The organism is Hymenobacter sp. H14-R3 (assembly GCF_030063445.1).
In the GTDB taxonomy this organism is placed as follows: domain Bacteria; phylum Bacteroidota; class Bacteroidia; order Cytophagales; family Hymenobacteraceae; genus Hymenobacter.
In genome coordinates, this window is the sequence record NZ_JASITD010000014.1 from 1 (window position 1) to 13,143 (window position 13,143).

General features: G+C 62.2%; 13 protein-coding genes. 5 read left to right on the top strand and 8 right to left on the bottom strand.

Annotated elements, in window-relative coordinates; genetic code table 11:
- The first annotated feature begins 241 nt into the window (after nt 1-241).
- Nucleotides 242-604, top strand: a complete 363-nt coding sequence (locus QMK33_RS13645) for a hypothetical protein (protein ID WP_283565150.1) — start codon at nt 242-244, stop codon at nt 602-604.
- Nucleotides 605-769: 165 nt separating this feature from the next.
- Here QMK33_RS13645 and kbl read toward each other — a convergent pair whose 3' ends face one another.
- The 4 genes from kbl to QMK33_RS13665 form a co-directional block, all read right to left on the bottom strand.
- On the bottom strand, nt 770-1,966 hold the full coding sequence (kbl, locus tag QMK33_RS13650; protein ID WP_283565151.1) for a glycine C-acetyltransferase: 1,197 nt from the start codon (nt 1,964-1,966) through the stop codon (nt 770-772).
- 167 nt (nt 1,967-2,133) lie between these two features.
- On the bottom strand, nt 2,134-2,886 hold the full coding sequence (locus QMK33_RS13655) for a geranylgeranylglyceryl/heptaprenylglyceryl phosphate synthase (RefSeq protein WP_283565152.1): 753 nt from the start codon (nt 2,884-2,886) through the stop codon (nt 2,134-2,136).
- Nucleotides 2,879-3,832, bottom strand: coding sequence for a hypothetical protein (locus QMK33_RS13660; RefSeq protein WP_283565153.1), 954 nt, complete (start codon nt 3,830-3,832; stop codon nt 2,879-2,881). The genes QMK33_RS13655 and QMK33_RS13660 overlap by 8 nt, the downstream gene beginning before the upstream one ends.
- A gap of 41 nt (nt 3,833-3,873) precedes the next feature.
- On the bottom strand, nt 3,874-4,245 hold the full coding sequence (locus QMK33_RS13665) for a phage holin family protein (protein WP_283565154.1): 372 nt from the start codon (nt 4,243-4,245) through the stop codon (nt 3,874-3,876).
- A gap of 140 nt (nt 4,246-4,385) precedes the next feature.
- Here QMK33_RS13665 and QMK33_RS13670 point away from each other — a divergent pair, with 140 nt between their 5' ends.
- Nucleotides 4,386-5,546, top strand: coding sequence for a DnaJ domain-containing protein (locus tag QMK33_RS13670; RefSeq protein ID WP_283565155.1), 1,161 nt, complete (start codon nt 4,386-4,388; stop codon nt 5,544-5,546).
- 121 nt (nt 5,547-5,667) lie between these two features.
- Nucleotides 5,668-6,114 carry a lipocalin-like domain-containing protein gene (locus tag QMK33_RS13675; protein WP_283565156.1) on the top strand — a complete coding sequence of 149 codons (447 nt, stop codon included), beginning with the start codon at nt 5,668-5,670 and terminating at the stop codon, nt 6,112-6,114.
- A gap of 42 nt (nt 6,115-6,156) precedes the next feature.
- On the opposite strand, the gene QMK33_RS13680 is transcribed toward QMK33_RS13675, so the two are convergent.
- Complete coding sequence (locus QMK33_RS13680; protein ID WP_283565157.1) at nt 6,157-7,149, bottom strand: YpdA family putative bacillithiol disulfide reductase; 993 nt, start codon at nt 7,147-7,149, stop codon at nt 6,157-6,159.
- A gap of 177 nt (nt 7,150-7,326) precedes the next feature.
- Here QMK33_RS13680 and QMK33_RS13685 point away from each other — a divergent pair, with 177 nt between their 5' ends.
- Nucleotides 7,327-8,238 carry a class I SAM-dependent methyltransferase gene (locus QMK33_RS13685; RefSeq protein ID WP_283565159.1) on the top strand — a complete coding sequence of 304 codons (912 nt, stop codon included), beginning with the start codon at nt 7,327-7,329 and terminating at the stop codon, nt 8,236-8,238.
- A 95-nt stretch (nt 8,239-8,333) separates the two neighbouring features.
- Here QMK33_RS13685 and QMK33_RS13690 read toward each other — a convergent pair whose 3' ends face one another.
- Both QMK33_RS13690 and QMK33_RS13695 read right to left on the bottom strand, forming a co-directional pair.
- Entirely contained in the window at nt 8,334-8,780 is a 447-nt protein-coding gene (locus QMK33_RS13690) for a DoxX family protein (RefSeq protein WP_283565160.1), read from the bottom strand.
- 44 nt (nt 8,781-8,824) lie between these two features.
- Nucleotides 8,825-9,283, bottom strand: a complete 459-nt coding sequence (locus tag QMK33_RS13695) for a 3-oxoacyl-ACP synthase (RefSeq protein WP_283565161.1) — start codon at nt 9,281-9,283, stop codon at nt 8,825-8,827.
- 299 nt (nt 9,284-9,582) lie between these two features.
- On the opposite strand from QMK33_RS13695, the gene QMK33_RS13700 reads away from it, so the two are divergent.
- The gene (locus tag QMK33_RS13700; RefSeq protein ID WP_283565162.1) at nt 9,583-11,988 is read left to right on the top strand and encodes a glycoside hydrolase family 31 protein; all 2,406 of its coding nucleotides are present in this window, start codon (nt 9,583-9,585) and stop codon (nt 11,986-11,988) included.
- Nucleotides 11,989-12,024: 36 nt separating this feature from the next.
- Here the strand turns inward: QMK33_RS13700 and QMK33_RS13705 are convergent, their stop codons facing one another.
- Nucleotides 12,025-13,086 carry a serine hydrolase domain-containing protein gene (locus QMK33_RS13705; protein WP_283565163.1) on the bottom strand — a complete coding sequence of 354 codons (1,062 nt, stop codon included), beginning with the start codon at nt 13,084-13,086 and terminating at the stop codon, nt 12,025-12,027.
- Nucleotides 13,087-13,143 lie beyond the last annotated feature (57 nt).

Below are 13,143 nucleotides of genomic sequence, written 5' to 3' on the forward strand. Positions count from 1 at the left end.
AGGGCCAGTTCAAAACGGCCGTCCTCGACTTCTTCGACCGACTCCCCGAGTTTGGCCCAGAACTCGCGTCCCGTCTAACCCTCAAATTTCATATTCTCGATTCGCAGACTACCGCGTAACGAGTATAACTACTTGTTGGTAAGGCATAACGTGTGGCGCGGCGAAATACCCGCCGCGCGCGGGCAACCCCTGTGCCGTCAACCACGTTAGTACTACTAAATTTAGTAAAAACCGCTTCGTTATGAAAATTGCAGTTGACAAAGGCCAGGACAAAGGTTTCCTGCCCGACGGCCGCCACCTGGTTACCATTACCCACATTGAGGAAGGCACCAGTGAGCACCAGGGCGTGCCGTTTTTCGCGGCCCACATGGAGAGCGAAGATGGCTACGTAGACCAGCGCTTCTACAACTCGCCCGCCGGCCACCCCATCATCCTGTCGCTGTACGCGGCCGTGGGCATTAAGCCCGAAGAAGGCAAAGACTTGGATACCAAAGAGCTGCTCGGCAAGCACTTGTCGGTAGAGGTAAGCGACCACCACTACACCGATGCCGCCAGCGGCAACGAGCGCAGCGTACGGCAAGCCACGGGCTTCCGGGCCGCGTAGGTAGCTGATAAGTAAAGGCTTCGTTAGAACGTCAGGCTGAGCTTGCCCCAGCATCTCGCTCGTATAAGCAATCTCAATCAGTAGAAATTACTTACGCGAGCGAGATGCTGGGGCAAGCTCAGCCTGACGTTCTTTTTTAAACTTAAGCAGCTTACTGCCTGCTCATTAGCTAATAACTTTCAGCTCCTTGCCTACTTTGATGAAGGCGGCAATGGCCTTATCTAGCTGTGGGCGGGTGTGGGCGGCGCTCAGCTGCACCCGAATGCGGGCCTTGCCCTGCGGCACCACCGGGTAGTAGAAGCCGACTACGTAAATGCCCTCGGCCAGCATGTTGGCGGCAAATTCCTGGGCCAGCTTGGCCTCGTAGAGCATTACGGGCACAATGGGGTGCACGCCGGCCGGAATGTCGAAGCCCGCGGCCGTCATCTGCTCGCGGAAGTAGGCGGTGTTTTCTTCGAGTTGGTCGCGCAGCTGGGTGCTTTCAGTGAGCAGTTCCAGCACGCGCAGCGAAGCCCCCACAATGGCCGGGGCCAACGTGTTGGAAAACAGGTAGGGGCGCGAGCGCTGGCGCAGCATCTCAATCACCTCCTTGCGGCCGCTGGTGAAGCCGCCCATGGCCCCGCCCAGCGCCTTGCCCAGCGTGCCGGTAATGATGTCGACGCGGCCCATTACGTGGCGGTGTTCGTGGGTGCCGCGGCCGGTTTTGCCCAGGAAACCCGTCGAGTGGCACTCGTCCACCATTACCAGGGCCTGGTACTTATCGGCCAGGTCGCATATCTTATCTAGCTGCGCAATAGTGCCATCCATCGAAAAGGAGCCGTCCGTGACGATGATGCGGTGGCGCGAGCCCTTGGCCTGGGCATCCTGGAGCTGCTTTTCCAGGTCGGCCATGTCGTTGTGCTGGTAGCGGTAGCGCTGGGCCTTGCACAGGCGCACCCCGTCGATGATGCTGGCGTGGTTGAGGGCGTCCGAAATAATGGCGTCCTGCTCGTTGAACAGCGGCTCAAACACCCCGCCGTTGGCGTCGAAGGCGGCGGCGTACAGAATGGTGTCCTCGGTACCCAGAAACTCGGCCAGCTTGGCTTCCAGCGCCTTGTGAATGTCCTGGGTGCCGCAGATAAAGCGCACCGACGACAGGCCGTAGCCGTGGGTGTCGATGGTGGCCTTAGCCGCCGCAATTACCGCCGGGTGCGAGCTAAGGCCCAGGTAGTTATTGGCGCAAAAGTTAAGCACGTCACCGGCTTCCTGGGTGTCGATTTCCGCCCCCTGGGGCGAGGTAATCACGCGCTCGCGCTTGTAGAGGCCGTTGTCCTTTATTTCTTGGAGCTGCTGCTGAAGGTCGGCTTGGAGGGTACCGTACATGGTAGATGGGAATGGAGAATGGCTGGGAAAGGGGCCGTTTAGAACCGAACAAAGTTTGGGCAGTAATGCCTCACGCTAGCTGCCAGAAAACGCGCAGTTGCGCAGGCCAGTAATAGCGCCGCTTTTCTGGCTTACACGTAAGTTATTAGTAATCAAGTACTTGATTACTAAGCTGGCTGGCTGGCCGTGGCTTCGCGCACGGCGGCTACGGCATCGGCCAGGAAGTTGGGGTTGCGCTCCAGGTGGTTGCCCACCACCACCAGGTCGGCCCCGGCGGCCAGGGCGGCGTACACTTTTTCGCCGGTGTTGAGGCCACCGCCCACAATGAGCGGCGTGGCCACGGCGGCGCGCACGGCGCTAATCATGGCCGCCGACACGGGGTGCTGCGCCCCGCTGCCCCCGTCGAGGTACATGAGGCGCAGGCCGAGCTGCTCGCCGGCCATGGCCGTGGCGGCCGCAATGCCGGGCTTGTCGTGGGGCAGCGGCGCGGTGCCGCTAATGTAGGAAGCCGTGGTGGGCCGGCCACTATCGACCAGCATGTAGCCCGTGGGCAATATCTGGAGGCCGCTTTGGCGCAGGCGCGGCGCGGCCACAATGTGCTGGCCGATGAGGAAATCGGGGTTGCGGCCCGAGATGAGTGAGAGCAGTAAAATGCCGTCGGCGCTGCCATCTACGTGCAGGGCGTGGCTCGGAAACAGCAGCACGGGCACCTGCGGGGCCTCGGCCTTGAGCAACGCAATGAGGGCAGCCTGGTGCTCCGTAAGCACCAGGCTGCCCCCAACGAGGAAAAAATCAACGGGATGCTGCTCAGTTAGTTGCAGCAGCTGGCGCAGGCGCGCCGGCTCAAAGTCATCGGGGTCAAGTAGCACGGCCAGGGCTTTGCGGCCGCGTAGCCGCAGCCCGGCCAGCGTGTCAAGCAAGCGGCTCGCGGGGAATGAGGGTGTCGTCGTGGTGGGCGGCGGCAGAGGCATTCTGAGCGGCAGAGGTAGCAGAAGTGGCGGGCCAGGTAGCGGGCTGAACGCCCGCCGGGGCCGATGAAGCCGCAAGGTCGGCATTTTTGCCGGTTTCTGCTTCATCCTTTGGCATAAAGCCCTGTACGGCCTTGGTTACCAGGGCCAAGGCTACTGCGGCAGCCTGCGCCACAATAACGCGGCCGGTTTCGCTTTGGGCAAAAGCAGTCAGCATGGGTAAAATAGTGCTGCGCTTAGACTTGGCTTTGGCGGAAGTGTTGGCAGTAAGCTCTTCGTCCTCGTCTGCCTCTGCCCCAGCAAAGCTGTTGGAGTGGGGCAAGCGGCGGCTGTCGTCGTAGGGGCGGGCCTGGTACGAATCAGTATCGGCAAACGAACCTTCCGGGCCCTCGCTGTCCCCGTGGTCTTCACCAAAGTGGTAGGCGTCAGCGTCTTCGTTGCCGTGCTGCGCGGTAGAGTGCGCCGGGAAGTCGGGGTAATCGCCCAGGCCATTATCATCGTCGTCCTCGCTTGCGGGGGCTTCAAAGTAGAAGCCGTCGCCGGCCGACCCGCTGTTGTCGGGGTCGTAGGCGTAGTCGGGGGCCTGAAAGTCGTCGGCCAGCTCGGTCCACTCCTGGTCGTTCTCGTCGAAGCCATCGAAGCCCGCATAGTCCTCAAACGCGGGGCGGTGCTTCTTGGGCTTGTGCTTCTTCTTTTTGGATTTACCACCGCTGAAAGCCTTGGCCAGCAGCCAGATACCCCCTACCACGCCCGCGCCGATGATGGCTACTTTGCCAGCCTGCACGGTTGTTTCCTTTAGCTCGGCCACGTCGCCGCGCAGGGCCCGCTCATATTCCAGCTTTTTACGCTCCAGAAAATCTTTTTCGTCTTCAAACAACGGGTTAGTAGGCTCGGTCATGGTCGGGATGGGTTGCGAGAATAGCCAGAGAAATAAGTGCCTTACGCACGCTTATCTGATTTGTAGATGGTGTTGTTGAGCAGCTTATCAGCCACGCCCTGGAATATTTTCTTGTCGATGCCCACAAAGAAAACGATGGCCAGCACCAAGTACAGCGCCGCCACCAGGCCAAAGCCCGCCGAGGGGCTGCCGAGCGCCTCGTTGAGCGCGAAGCCCAGGTATATAGAGCCGAATATAACGAAAAGCAGGCCTAGCACGCCCAGCGCTACCCCGTGCACGGTACTCACGAAGGCCCCTTTCACCTTTTCCTGGGTTTCGAGCTTGATGAGGTCGATGCGGGTATCGAGGTAGCCGGTGAGGTTGCTGATGAGGCTATCGTTACGCGGCGTTTTGTCGTCGGTCAGGGAGGCCATGTGAGCGGAATTGTTTAGCGAAGAAATGCGGTTAAGGAGCAGGGCCAGCGGCAACAGCTTGGCTGGCTAAGGCGTTCTTTACGCAAAACTTGGGAGCAGGGCTACCTTTTAAGTCGCGCTTTGTTTAAAACTTTCGGGACGTGAGTCAGAATCATTACCAGGTGCTGGGCGTGCCGCCCACGGCACCCATCGCCGACATTAAGCGTGCCTACCGCCGCCTCGCCACCGAGCTGCACCCCGATAAGCACGGCGGCGACCCCCACTATGAGGAGCGCTTTAAGGTGGTGGCCGTGGCCTACGGCGTGCTTTCGGACGCCGACCGCCGGGCCCAGTACGACTACCAGCAGCAGCAAGCCGCCCGCCGCGCCGAAGACCTGCGCCGCGCCCCCACCGAAGCCGGCCGCGGCGGCCCCTCGGTGTATAAGATGCCCGGCGAGCCGGCCACCGCCCCGCCCCTGCGCACCCGCCCGCCCGCCGGGGCCCGCGAGCGCCACTACCAGCAGCGCGTGCCGCGCCAAAAGGTGCGCTTCAACAAACAGGATTTCTGGCTGGTGGCGGGCCTCACGTTCCTGATTTTTCTGTTTGGCATCTCGGCTAAAATCGTGATGGACCGCGTGCAGGCCGACTTGTACTATACCGATGGCCGCACCGCCTTTGCCAAGGGCCAGTGGGGCGAGGCCCAAAGCCAGCTCGACCAGGCCCTGGGCTTTCGGGCCGACCACCCGGCGGCCCTGCGCCTGCGCGGCCAACTCAGCCAAGACATTGCCCACAACCTGCCCGCCGCCCGCGCCGACTACCAGGCCGCCCTGCTGGCCGACGATGGCCAGCTGCCCCCGCCCGAAACCGCCCGCCTGCTCTATCGCCTGGGCCGCTGCCAGGCCGGCCTGCACCAGCCCGCCGCCGCCGAGCTTAGCTACTGCCGGGCCCTGGCCCTCGACACGGCCCTGGCCGAAGCGTACGTAGCCCGCGGCGAAAACCGCCTGCTCGACCTCCACCAAACCCGCCCCGCCCTGGCCGACCTGCGCCGCGGCCACGCCCAGCTGCGGCGCGCCGGCCGCCCCGTGCCCCTCGAAGCCCTTCAAACCGAGGGCGCGGCCCTCACCCGCCTGGCCCGCTACGACGACGCCCGCGCCTTGTACCTGCAAGCCCTGGAAACCCAGCCTGAAGACGGCCGCACCCTGTTTTTGCTGGGTCGCCTGGCCCAGCAGGCCGGCGACGCCGCCAGCGGCTGCGAGTTTTTTAGGCGCGGTGCGGCGGCCGGGTATTCATACGCAGTGCGGGCAGCGGAGAAGTGTCGGTGATTAACTTATTGATAATCAATAGATTAACTTTGCAGAGAAAGATTTCCTTCTGGCGGAGCGCATTAGGAAGTGTAAGTGGAAGAACAGTAGCTTTGCTACGCTTAATATATTCTTCATTCTTATGAAAAAACTCTCCTTTCTCCTGCTCACGCTCGTGGCGCTTGGGGGCTGCAAAAAAGACGATAACAATACCCCCGGTATGTCGCCCACTGAGTTGCTAACGGCCAAAAACTGGCGGGTGTCTACCTTCAGCGTTACAGCCGCTGGGCAGCCTTACCCGGCTGTGCTGGACCCCTGTGACAAGGATAACTACCTGAAATTCAATACGGATAAAACGCTGATAGTTGATGAGGGGCCAACTAAGTGTGACCCCACCAACGCTCAGACTGAAAAAGGAACCTGGAGCATGCCCAGCGCTGATAAGCTAACCATAACGGCTCCTAACTTACCTGTCTCCGGCGGCACGTTCGATATCAAGGAGCTGTCGGCCACTACGCTACACCTGTACATCAGCGATAGCCAAAGCGGCACCCCACTAACTGCCGACGTTACCCTGACGGCTTTCTAACTCGCTGAATAAGAAAATTTTATCTAAAGCAGCCCCAGGTAGCTACGCTAGTTGGGGCTGCTTTTTTGTGACCAGCGCCGCCGCAATTAGCTGGGCGTGGTGGCGGCCGTTCTCGATAAACCAGCGGCTGGTGGCGAGGCCGCCGCACACGGTGCCGGCCACGTACACGCCGGGGCGGGCCGTTTCGTGGGTGGTCACGTCAAAAATGGGCGGGCGGGCATCGTCGGTTTCATCCAGCGGCAAGGCCAACATATCCACAAGTAACTTATAATCAGGGCGGTAGCCGGTGAGGGCGTACACGTAGTCGGCCTTGATGCTGCGCGGGCCGTCGGGCGTGTTTACCTCCACGGTGGTGGGCGTGAAGGCGTCGATGGTGGTGTTGAAATACGCCGTGATGCGGCCCTCCTTGATGCGGTTGAGCAGGTCGGGGCGAATCCAGTATTTCACGGCTTCGGCCACTTCGGGGCCACGCACTACCAGCGTGACGCGGGCGCCGGCGCGGGTGAGCGACAGGGCGGCCTTGGCGGAGGAGTTTTTGGCCCCTACTACTACCACATCCTGGCCGGCGTGGGCGTAAGGTTCTTTAAAATAGTGATTTACGTTTGGCAGGTCTTCGCCGGGGATGTTCAGGCGGTTGGGCACGTCGAAGAAGCCGGTGGCTACTACCACGGCGCGGGCCGCGAGTTCGCCCTTGGTGGTTTCGACCACGAAGTCGCCGGCCTGGCCGCGCAGGCCAGTCACGCGCTCGTAGAGGCGCAGGTCGAGCCGCTCGGCGGTGGCCACGCGCTGGTAGTAGTCGAGGGCGTCTTCGCGGTGGGGCTTGTAGCTGGCCATCGGGAAGGGGTGGCCGCCGATTTCGAGCAGCTCGGGGGTCGAGAAAAACTCCATCTGGGTAGGGTAGCCCACCAGCGAGTTCACGAGCGCGCCCTTATCTACCACGGCCACGGTGAGGCCTTGGCGCTGTATTTCGAGGGCGCAGGCCAGGCCCACGGGGCCGGCCCCAATCACGACGGCATCTAGCTTTTCAGTTATCATTTAACAAGTATCAGTTAGCAGCTTTTAGTAGTCAACCAACGGCCCGCCGCCAGGTTGGGTTCTGGTGCTGAACTTTACGGATGCTTTTGGGTAGAAAAGCAGAAATTGGGATACAAAGAAGACCACCGTGCTGAACGCCGTGAAGCAGGAGGGTCTGACAACTGATAATTGAAAAAGATGCGCCACTGCGACCTGTGCGGAGCTACCAGCTTCGAGCCCCTGCCCTTCTACTATCTCTTTGACGGCCAGCGCCTGCAAGGTACCCGCTGCTTGAGCTGTGACCTCGCTTTTCTGGACCCCCAGCCCACGCCCGCGCAGCTCGAAAAGCTCTACGGCAAGGCCTACTTCACCGACCGCCCCAACTACGACCGCACGGAGAAGGAAAAAACGTTTATCGAAGAAGGTAAAGCACTGGATTTGAGTAAGGTAAAGGAAGATAAGTTCACCACTTATATGCAGCGGCACTACCCCGGCCGCCGCTTCCGGTACCTGGAGGTGGGCTGCGGCCCCGGCTACACCCTCAAAAGCCTGCAAAGCCTGGGCTGGGAAACCCACGGCCTCGAAATAAGCGCCCACGCCGCCGAATACGCCCGCCACGAGCTGGGTCTGCCCGTGGTAACCGGCAACATCGAAACCACCGAAGACTTTCAGGACAGCCAGTTCGACCTCGCCTACCTCGGCGACGTGCTGGAGCACCTGCTGTCGCCGGCGGCGGCCATCCGTAAGTTTGGCCGCATCCTGGAGCCCGGCGGGCTGCTGGTGCTGGCCCTGCCGAGTGTCACTAATCTGCCGAGTATGCGCCTGGGCTTTGCGGCCTACAAGGCGTTGGGCCGCCAGCGCCGCATGGATATTCCGCCCTACCACCTCTACGAGTTCACGCCGAATACCATTCGCAAGATGCTGGTTAAGAACGGGTTCTCGGTGGTCGATTTGCTCAACCCGGTGAAGGCCCCGGCCAACATCCGCCTGGGCGGCAACGTGGTGGAGCAGGCCACCAAGCTCGGCACGCAGTACCCCACCTACTGGCTGAATAAGTTAACGGGCCGGTTTGGCGACCGCATGTTTGTGGTGGCCAGAAACGAGAAGTAGCGTAAGCTTCAGCTTGCGAGCGAGCGCAGCGAGCAGCTTGCGCGTGGCCCGGCCCCGCCTGCTCGCTGCGCTCGCAAGCTGAAGCTTACGCTACACTACATTTTGCGCAATGCCTTCCAAGCCCCGGTGCTCCACAGCGCTACACCAATCAGCACGGGCTGCATAAATAAGCGCCCCAGCCGCTTGCCATCTGTGTCGAGGCCAAAGGCCGACAGGTGCTGCGTGTACTGGTGAATATTACCCGGAAAAATAGCTGCGTAAAACGCCGCCAGCCCCAGTCCCAGGCGCACCCGGTTTTTCCCCTTTAGTAAAAGCAGCGCCAGCCCCAGGCTGATTTCGACCACGCCCGAGAGCAGCACCACGGTGTCTTTGCTCATGGGTACAAAATCGGGCACCTGGGCCTGAAAATCCTGGCGCACGAAGGTGAGGTGACCCGTGCCGGCCGCCACCATAAAGGTGCCCAGCAGGCAGCGGGCTACGTTTTGCAGCGTGGTGGTTTTGGGAGCGGGCAGGTTGGCGAGCTGGCGAAGGGTGGTTTCCATGCCGCTACATACGGCCCGCCGGCGGCCGGGGTCTGGCCTAGTATTCAGCTTACTGCCGCTACCCGCACCGGCTTGCCGTTGAAAATAACTTCCTCGCCCGCCCGCCGCCCGTGCAGGGCCACCGCCAGCGGCGCGGCCGCCGATACGGCCATAAACTCCTGACCCTCAGCCGTGGTCAGCCGCCCCGCGCTGATGCTTACGTAGAACAGCCCCAGGCTGGTGCTGGCCAGCGCGCCGGTGCGCACGGCGTCGCTGGCTAGTTCGGGGTTTATTTTTTGCAAGGTGGCCAGTAGCTGCTGGGCCTCGTGGAACTGGGCGGCGTGGCGGTCGCGCTCCTGCTGGGCCATGGCGCGGCCGGTTTCGTACTTGTCGCCGGCGCTGCTTTTGGTTTCGGAGTTGCTGGACTCTTGGGCGGCGGCCATGCCGGCGCGGGCCGCATCAAGGCGGGTTTGCACATAGGCAAGGCAGGCGGCGAGGCAGGCAGGTTTTTTAGGGGGCATCATTAGTCAAAACTAGCGCGGGTTTGGGGTTGGCGGGGCGGGCTACCGGCTTTTGCGCCGGCTGTCCGCTCGTTGCCAGCACGAGCGGCGCGGATAAGTGAGCACAAGCGGCGCGCACGACGAGCGGACAGCTGGCGCAAAAGCCGGCAGCCCGCCCCGCCCAGTGCCCTGCAAAAGCAATAGCTTTTCAGCATAAACTAGACCGAACCCGGCCGCTAGCCCCTGCGGGTGGCCTTCACCAAAAAACCAGGTCTACTTTAGCTTGTAGCGGCCGGCTCACCTTCGCCGGCGGCGCGGTTTTTATGCGTAATGTCTTTGTAGTATGCAGCTTGCTGGCTGTGAGCGGCGCGGCGCGGCCGGCCCTGGCCGCCGACCCTATTTACCAGGTGCGGGGGCAGGCCGTGAGCGTGCACACCAGCACGGTTAACCTGGAAATTCAGGTGTATGCGCCCGGCACGGTGCGCGTGTGGCGCGCGCCAATGGGCGCTAAGTTTCAGAAAACCAGCCTGTCGGTTATCAAAACCCCCGAGGCGGCGGCCAAGTTTGAAGTAACCGAAAGCCCTACTGAGCTGACTATCAAGACCAGCCGCCTGCGCGTGGTGCTGGATGTGCGCAGCGGGGCCGTGCGCTTCGCTACCCTAGCGGGGGCGTCGCTGCTGCGCGAGGCCGAGCCCGCCGACTCGCTGTTTACCCCGACCCTCGACGTGGGCAAGCCGTCGCACGTGGTGCGGCAGCGCTTTGCCCTTAGCCAGGGCGAGGGGCTGTACGGGCTGGGCCAGTTTCAGGATGGGGTGATGAACTGGCGCGGCCACCAGGTGAAGCTGCGGCAGAACAACCAGTTCGTGGCCAACCCCTTTCTGGTGTCCACGGCCGGCTACGGGGTGCTATGGGATAACTACTCGACCACCACGTTCCGCGACAACGCAGCGGGCGCGTCATTTGCCTCTGAGATAGGCGATTACATTGATTACTACTTCGTGTATGGCCCGGCCCTCGACGCCGTGGTAGCGGGCTACCGCGACCTCACTGGGCCGGCCCCGCTGTTTGGCAAGTGGGCGCTGGGCTTGTGGCAGAGCCGCGAGCGCTACAAAAGCCAGGACGAGCTGCTGGACGTGGTGAAGGAATACCGCCGCCGCAACGTGCCGCTCGACAACATTGTGCAGGACTGGCAGTACTGGGGCACCGACAACCACTACTGGAACTCCACCGAGTTTGGCAACCCCACCTTCCCCAAGCCCCAGGAAATGGTGGACCAGGTGCACGCCCTCAACGCCCACGTGATGATATCGGTGTGGCCGTCGTTTGGCGATAAAACGGCCATTTTTCAGGAGCTCAAGCAAGCTAATTTGCTGTACGACTTCAAGAACTGGCCGCCCGACGGCGGGGTGCGGGTCTACGATGCCTTCAACCCCAAGGCCCGTGATATTTACTGGAGCTACCTGAATAAGAACCTGTTTTCCAAGGGGATAGATGCCTGGTGGCTCGACGCCTCGGAGCCGGAGCAGTTTGACCGCGAGGGCCGGATGGACTCGACCCAAACCGCGCTGGGCAGCTTCAAAAGCGTGCGCAACGCCTTTCCGCTGGAGCACATCAAGGGCGTGTACACGCACCAGCGGGCCACTACTTCCGATAAGCGCGTGTTTATTCTGACGCGCTCGGCTTTTGCCGGGCAGCAGCGCTACGCGGCCGCCACTTGGTCGGGCGATATTCAGGGCAGCTGGGAGGTGCTGCGCAAGCAGATTTCGGGCGGTCTGAACTTCAGCATGGCCGGTATTCCGTACTGGACCACTGACATCGGGGGCTTTTTCACGGGTAAAACCTATCCGCTGGGCGTGGCCGACCCCGCGTTTCGGGAGCTGTACGTGCGCTGGTTCCAGTTTGGGGCGTTCTCGCCGCTGTTCCGCTCGCACGGCACCGATACGCCCCGCGAGATATATAAGTTTGGCGACAAAGGCGACTGGGCCTACGACGCGCAGGCCCGCTACGTGAACCTGCGCTACCGCATGCTGCCCTACCTCTACTCGCTGTCGTGGCGCGTCACCAACCAGGGCTACACTCTGATGCGCGGCCTGGCCATGGACTTTCCGCGCGACACCAAGGTGTACGGCATTGATAATCAGTACATGTTTGGACCGTCGCTGCTGGTAAACCCCGTAACGACGGCGCAGTACAGCCAGCGTACTTCGGATGGCAAACAGCCGGGCGCACTCGATTTCAGCACCATCAAAACTCAAAGCCAGTACCTGCCCGCCGGCACCGGCTGGTACGATTTCTGGACCGGCGAGCGCCTGCCCGGCGGCCAGACCGTGACGCGCCCCACGCCCATCGACGTGCTGCCGCTCTACGTGCGGGCGGGCTCCATCCTGCCCCTCGGCCCGGTAGTGCAGTACGCCACCCAGAAAACCACCGCCCCCCTGGAACTGCGCATCTACCCCGGTGCCGACGCCGATTTCACGCTTTACGAGGACGAAAACGATAACTACAACTACCAGAAAGGGGCCTACGCCACCATTCCGATGCACTGGGATGACAAAACCCAGCAGCTGACCATCGGCCGCCGCGCGGGCCGCTACCCCGGCATGGCTACGGCGCGCAGCTTCCGGGTGGTGTTTGTGAGCAAAGGCCAGGGCGCCGGCGACGGCCCTGCCACCGGCCCGGCCCGCCTGGTGCAGTACCAGGGCAACCCGGTGGCCGTAAGCCGTCGGTAGCGGCTGCGGGAGTAGGCAGCCGGCGCGGCCGGCCGCCTACTCCCGCAGCCACTGCGTGGCCCGGTACTCGCCCGCCCCAAAGAACAGCGTGAGTACTTCCTCTACCAGCTTGGGGCCGTTGGCGCTATTGGTGAAAATCAACAGGCTTTCCTGCTGGCCGGGCAGCGTCATAAAAAAGCCTTTAAAGTTGCCGTTGTCGCCCCACTGCCACTGCGCCAGCCCCCGGCTGGTGGTGGCCAGCCCCACGCCGCAGGCCCAGTCTATGTACGGGTCGGTGGCGGTGGCTGGCTGGCCGCAAGGGTTGGCGGGCGTGGCGGCCGTGCGCAGCAGTAGCGCGGTGGCCGGCTGCAACCCTTCGCCCGTGCGCAACGCTTGCAAAAAGCGGCTGTAATCGGTGGCCGTCGAGTAGAGGCTGAACCCCGCATTAGGCTCGGTAAAGTGGTCAATGGGCGCGGGCTTACCCACGCTATCGTGGCCGGCGCTGGCCGTGGTGGCAAACGACTCGCGCCACTTAAAGCTGCTGTTTTTCAGCCCTAACGGCTTAAATATCTCCTCCGTAGCCAGCGTTTCCAGCGGCTTACCAGTGATATGCTCCAGGGTTTTTTGCAAAAACGTGTAGCCCTCGCCCGAGTAGTTCCAGCAACTGTCGGGGGCGTACTTCAGCGCCAGGGCCGAGGCTTGCCAGCCGGGGCCGGTCGGGTTTTCGGACCAGTTGGGCAGGCCGGCCGTGTGCGCCAGCGCCATGCGCGCCGTGATGCGGGCGGCCCGCGGCTGGCCTTGCAGCCGGGGGTAGGCCGCGTATTGCAGCAGCGGCTTGTCGAGGTCGAGCAAGTGGCGGTCGAGCAGACGCAACGCCACGTAGGCCAGCATTTCCTTACCCAGCGAGGCCGCCTCGAACGTGGTAGTTGCCGTAACGGGCTGCTTGGTACCCGCTTCGCGCACCCCCAGGTTATAGGCTTCCACGGTTTTGCCTTTGGTATACACCACCTGCATGCCGGGCACGCCGTGGCGCTTGAGCAGGGTCGTAAGCTCGGCTGCTCGCTGCGCCAGGGCCGTTTGGCTCAGTAGGGTAAGCAGGAGTAGGAAGGGAATTCGCATAGGCCAGCAAGTTATCTGTTATCCGCGCTTGGTGTTTCTTGGGCGGCGGCCCTACCA

Coding starts and splice junctions, on each gene's coding strand:
- QMK33_RS13645 (WP_283565150.1), top strand. CDS start 242: ATGAAAATTGCAGTTGACAAAGGCCAGGACAAAGGTTTCCTGCCCGAC.
- kbl (WP_283565151.1), bottom strand. CDS start 1,966: ATGTACGGTACCCTCCAAGCCGACCTTCAGCAGCAGCTCCAAGAAATA.
- QMK33_RS13660 (WP_283565153.1), bottom strand. CDS start 3,832: ATGACCGAGCCTACTAACCCGTTGTTTGAAGACGAAAAAGATTTTCTG.
- QMK33_RS13665 (WP_283565154.1), bottom strand. CDS start 4,245: ATGGCCTCCCTGACCGACGACAAAACGCCGCGTAACGATAGCCTCATC.
- QMK33_RS13675 (WP_283565156.1), top strand. CDS start 5,668: ATGAAAAAACTCTCCTTTCTCCTGCTCACGCTCGTGGCGCTTGGGGGC.
- QMK33_RS13680 (WP_283565157.1), bottom strand. CDS start 7,149: ATGATAACTGAAAAGCTAGATGCCGTCGTGATTGGGGCCGGCCCCGTG.
- QMK33_RS13685 (WP_283565159.1), top strand. CDS start 7,327: ATGCGCCACTGCGACCTGTGCGGAGCTACCAGCTTCGAGCCCCTGCCC.
- QMK33_RS13690 (WP_283565160.1), bottom strand. CDS start 8,780: ATGGAAACCACCCTTCGCCAGCTCGCCAACCTGCCCGCTCCCAAAACC.
- QMK33_RS13695 (WP_283565161.1), bottom strand. CDS start 9,283: ATGATGCCCCCTAAAAAACCTGCCTGCCTCGCCGCCTGCCTTGCCTAT.
- QMK33_RS13700 (WP_283565162.1), top strand. CDS start 9,583: ATGCGTAATGTCTTTGTAGTATGCAGCTTGCTGGCTGTGAGCGGCGCG.
- QMK33_RS13705 (WP_283565163.1), bottom strand. CDS start 13,086: ATGCGAATTCCCTTCCTACTCCTGCTTACCCTACTGAGCCAAACGGCC.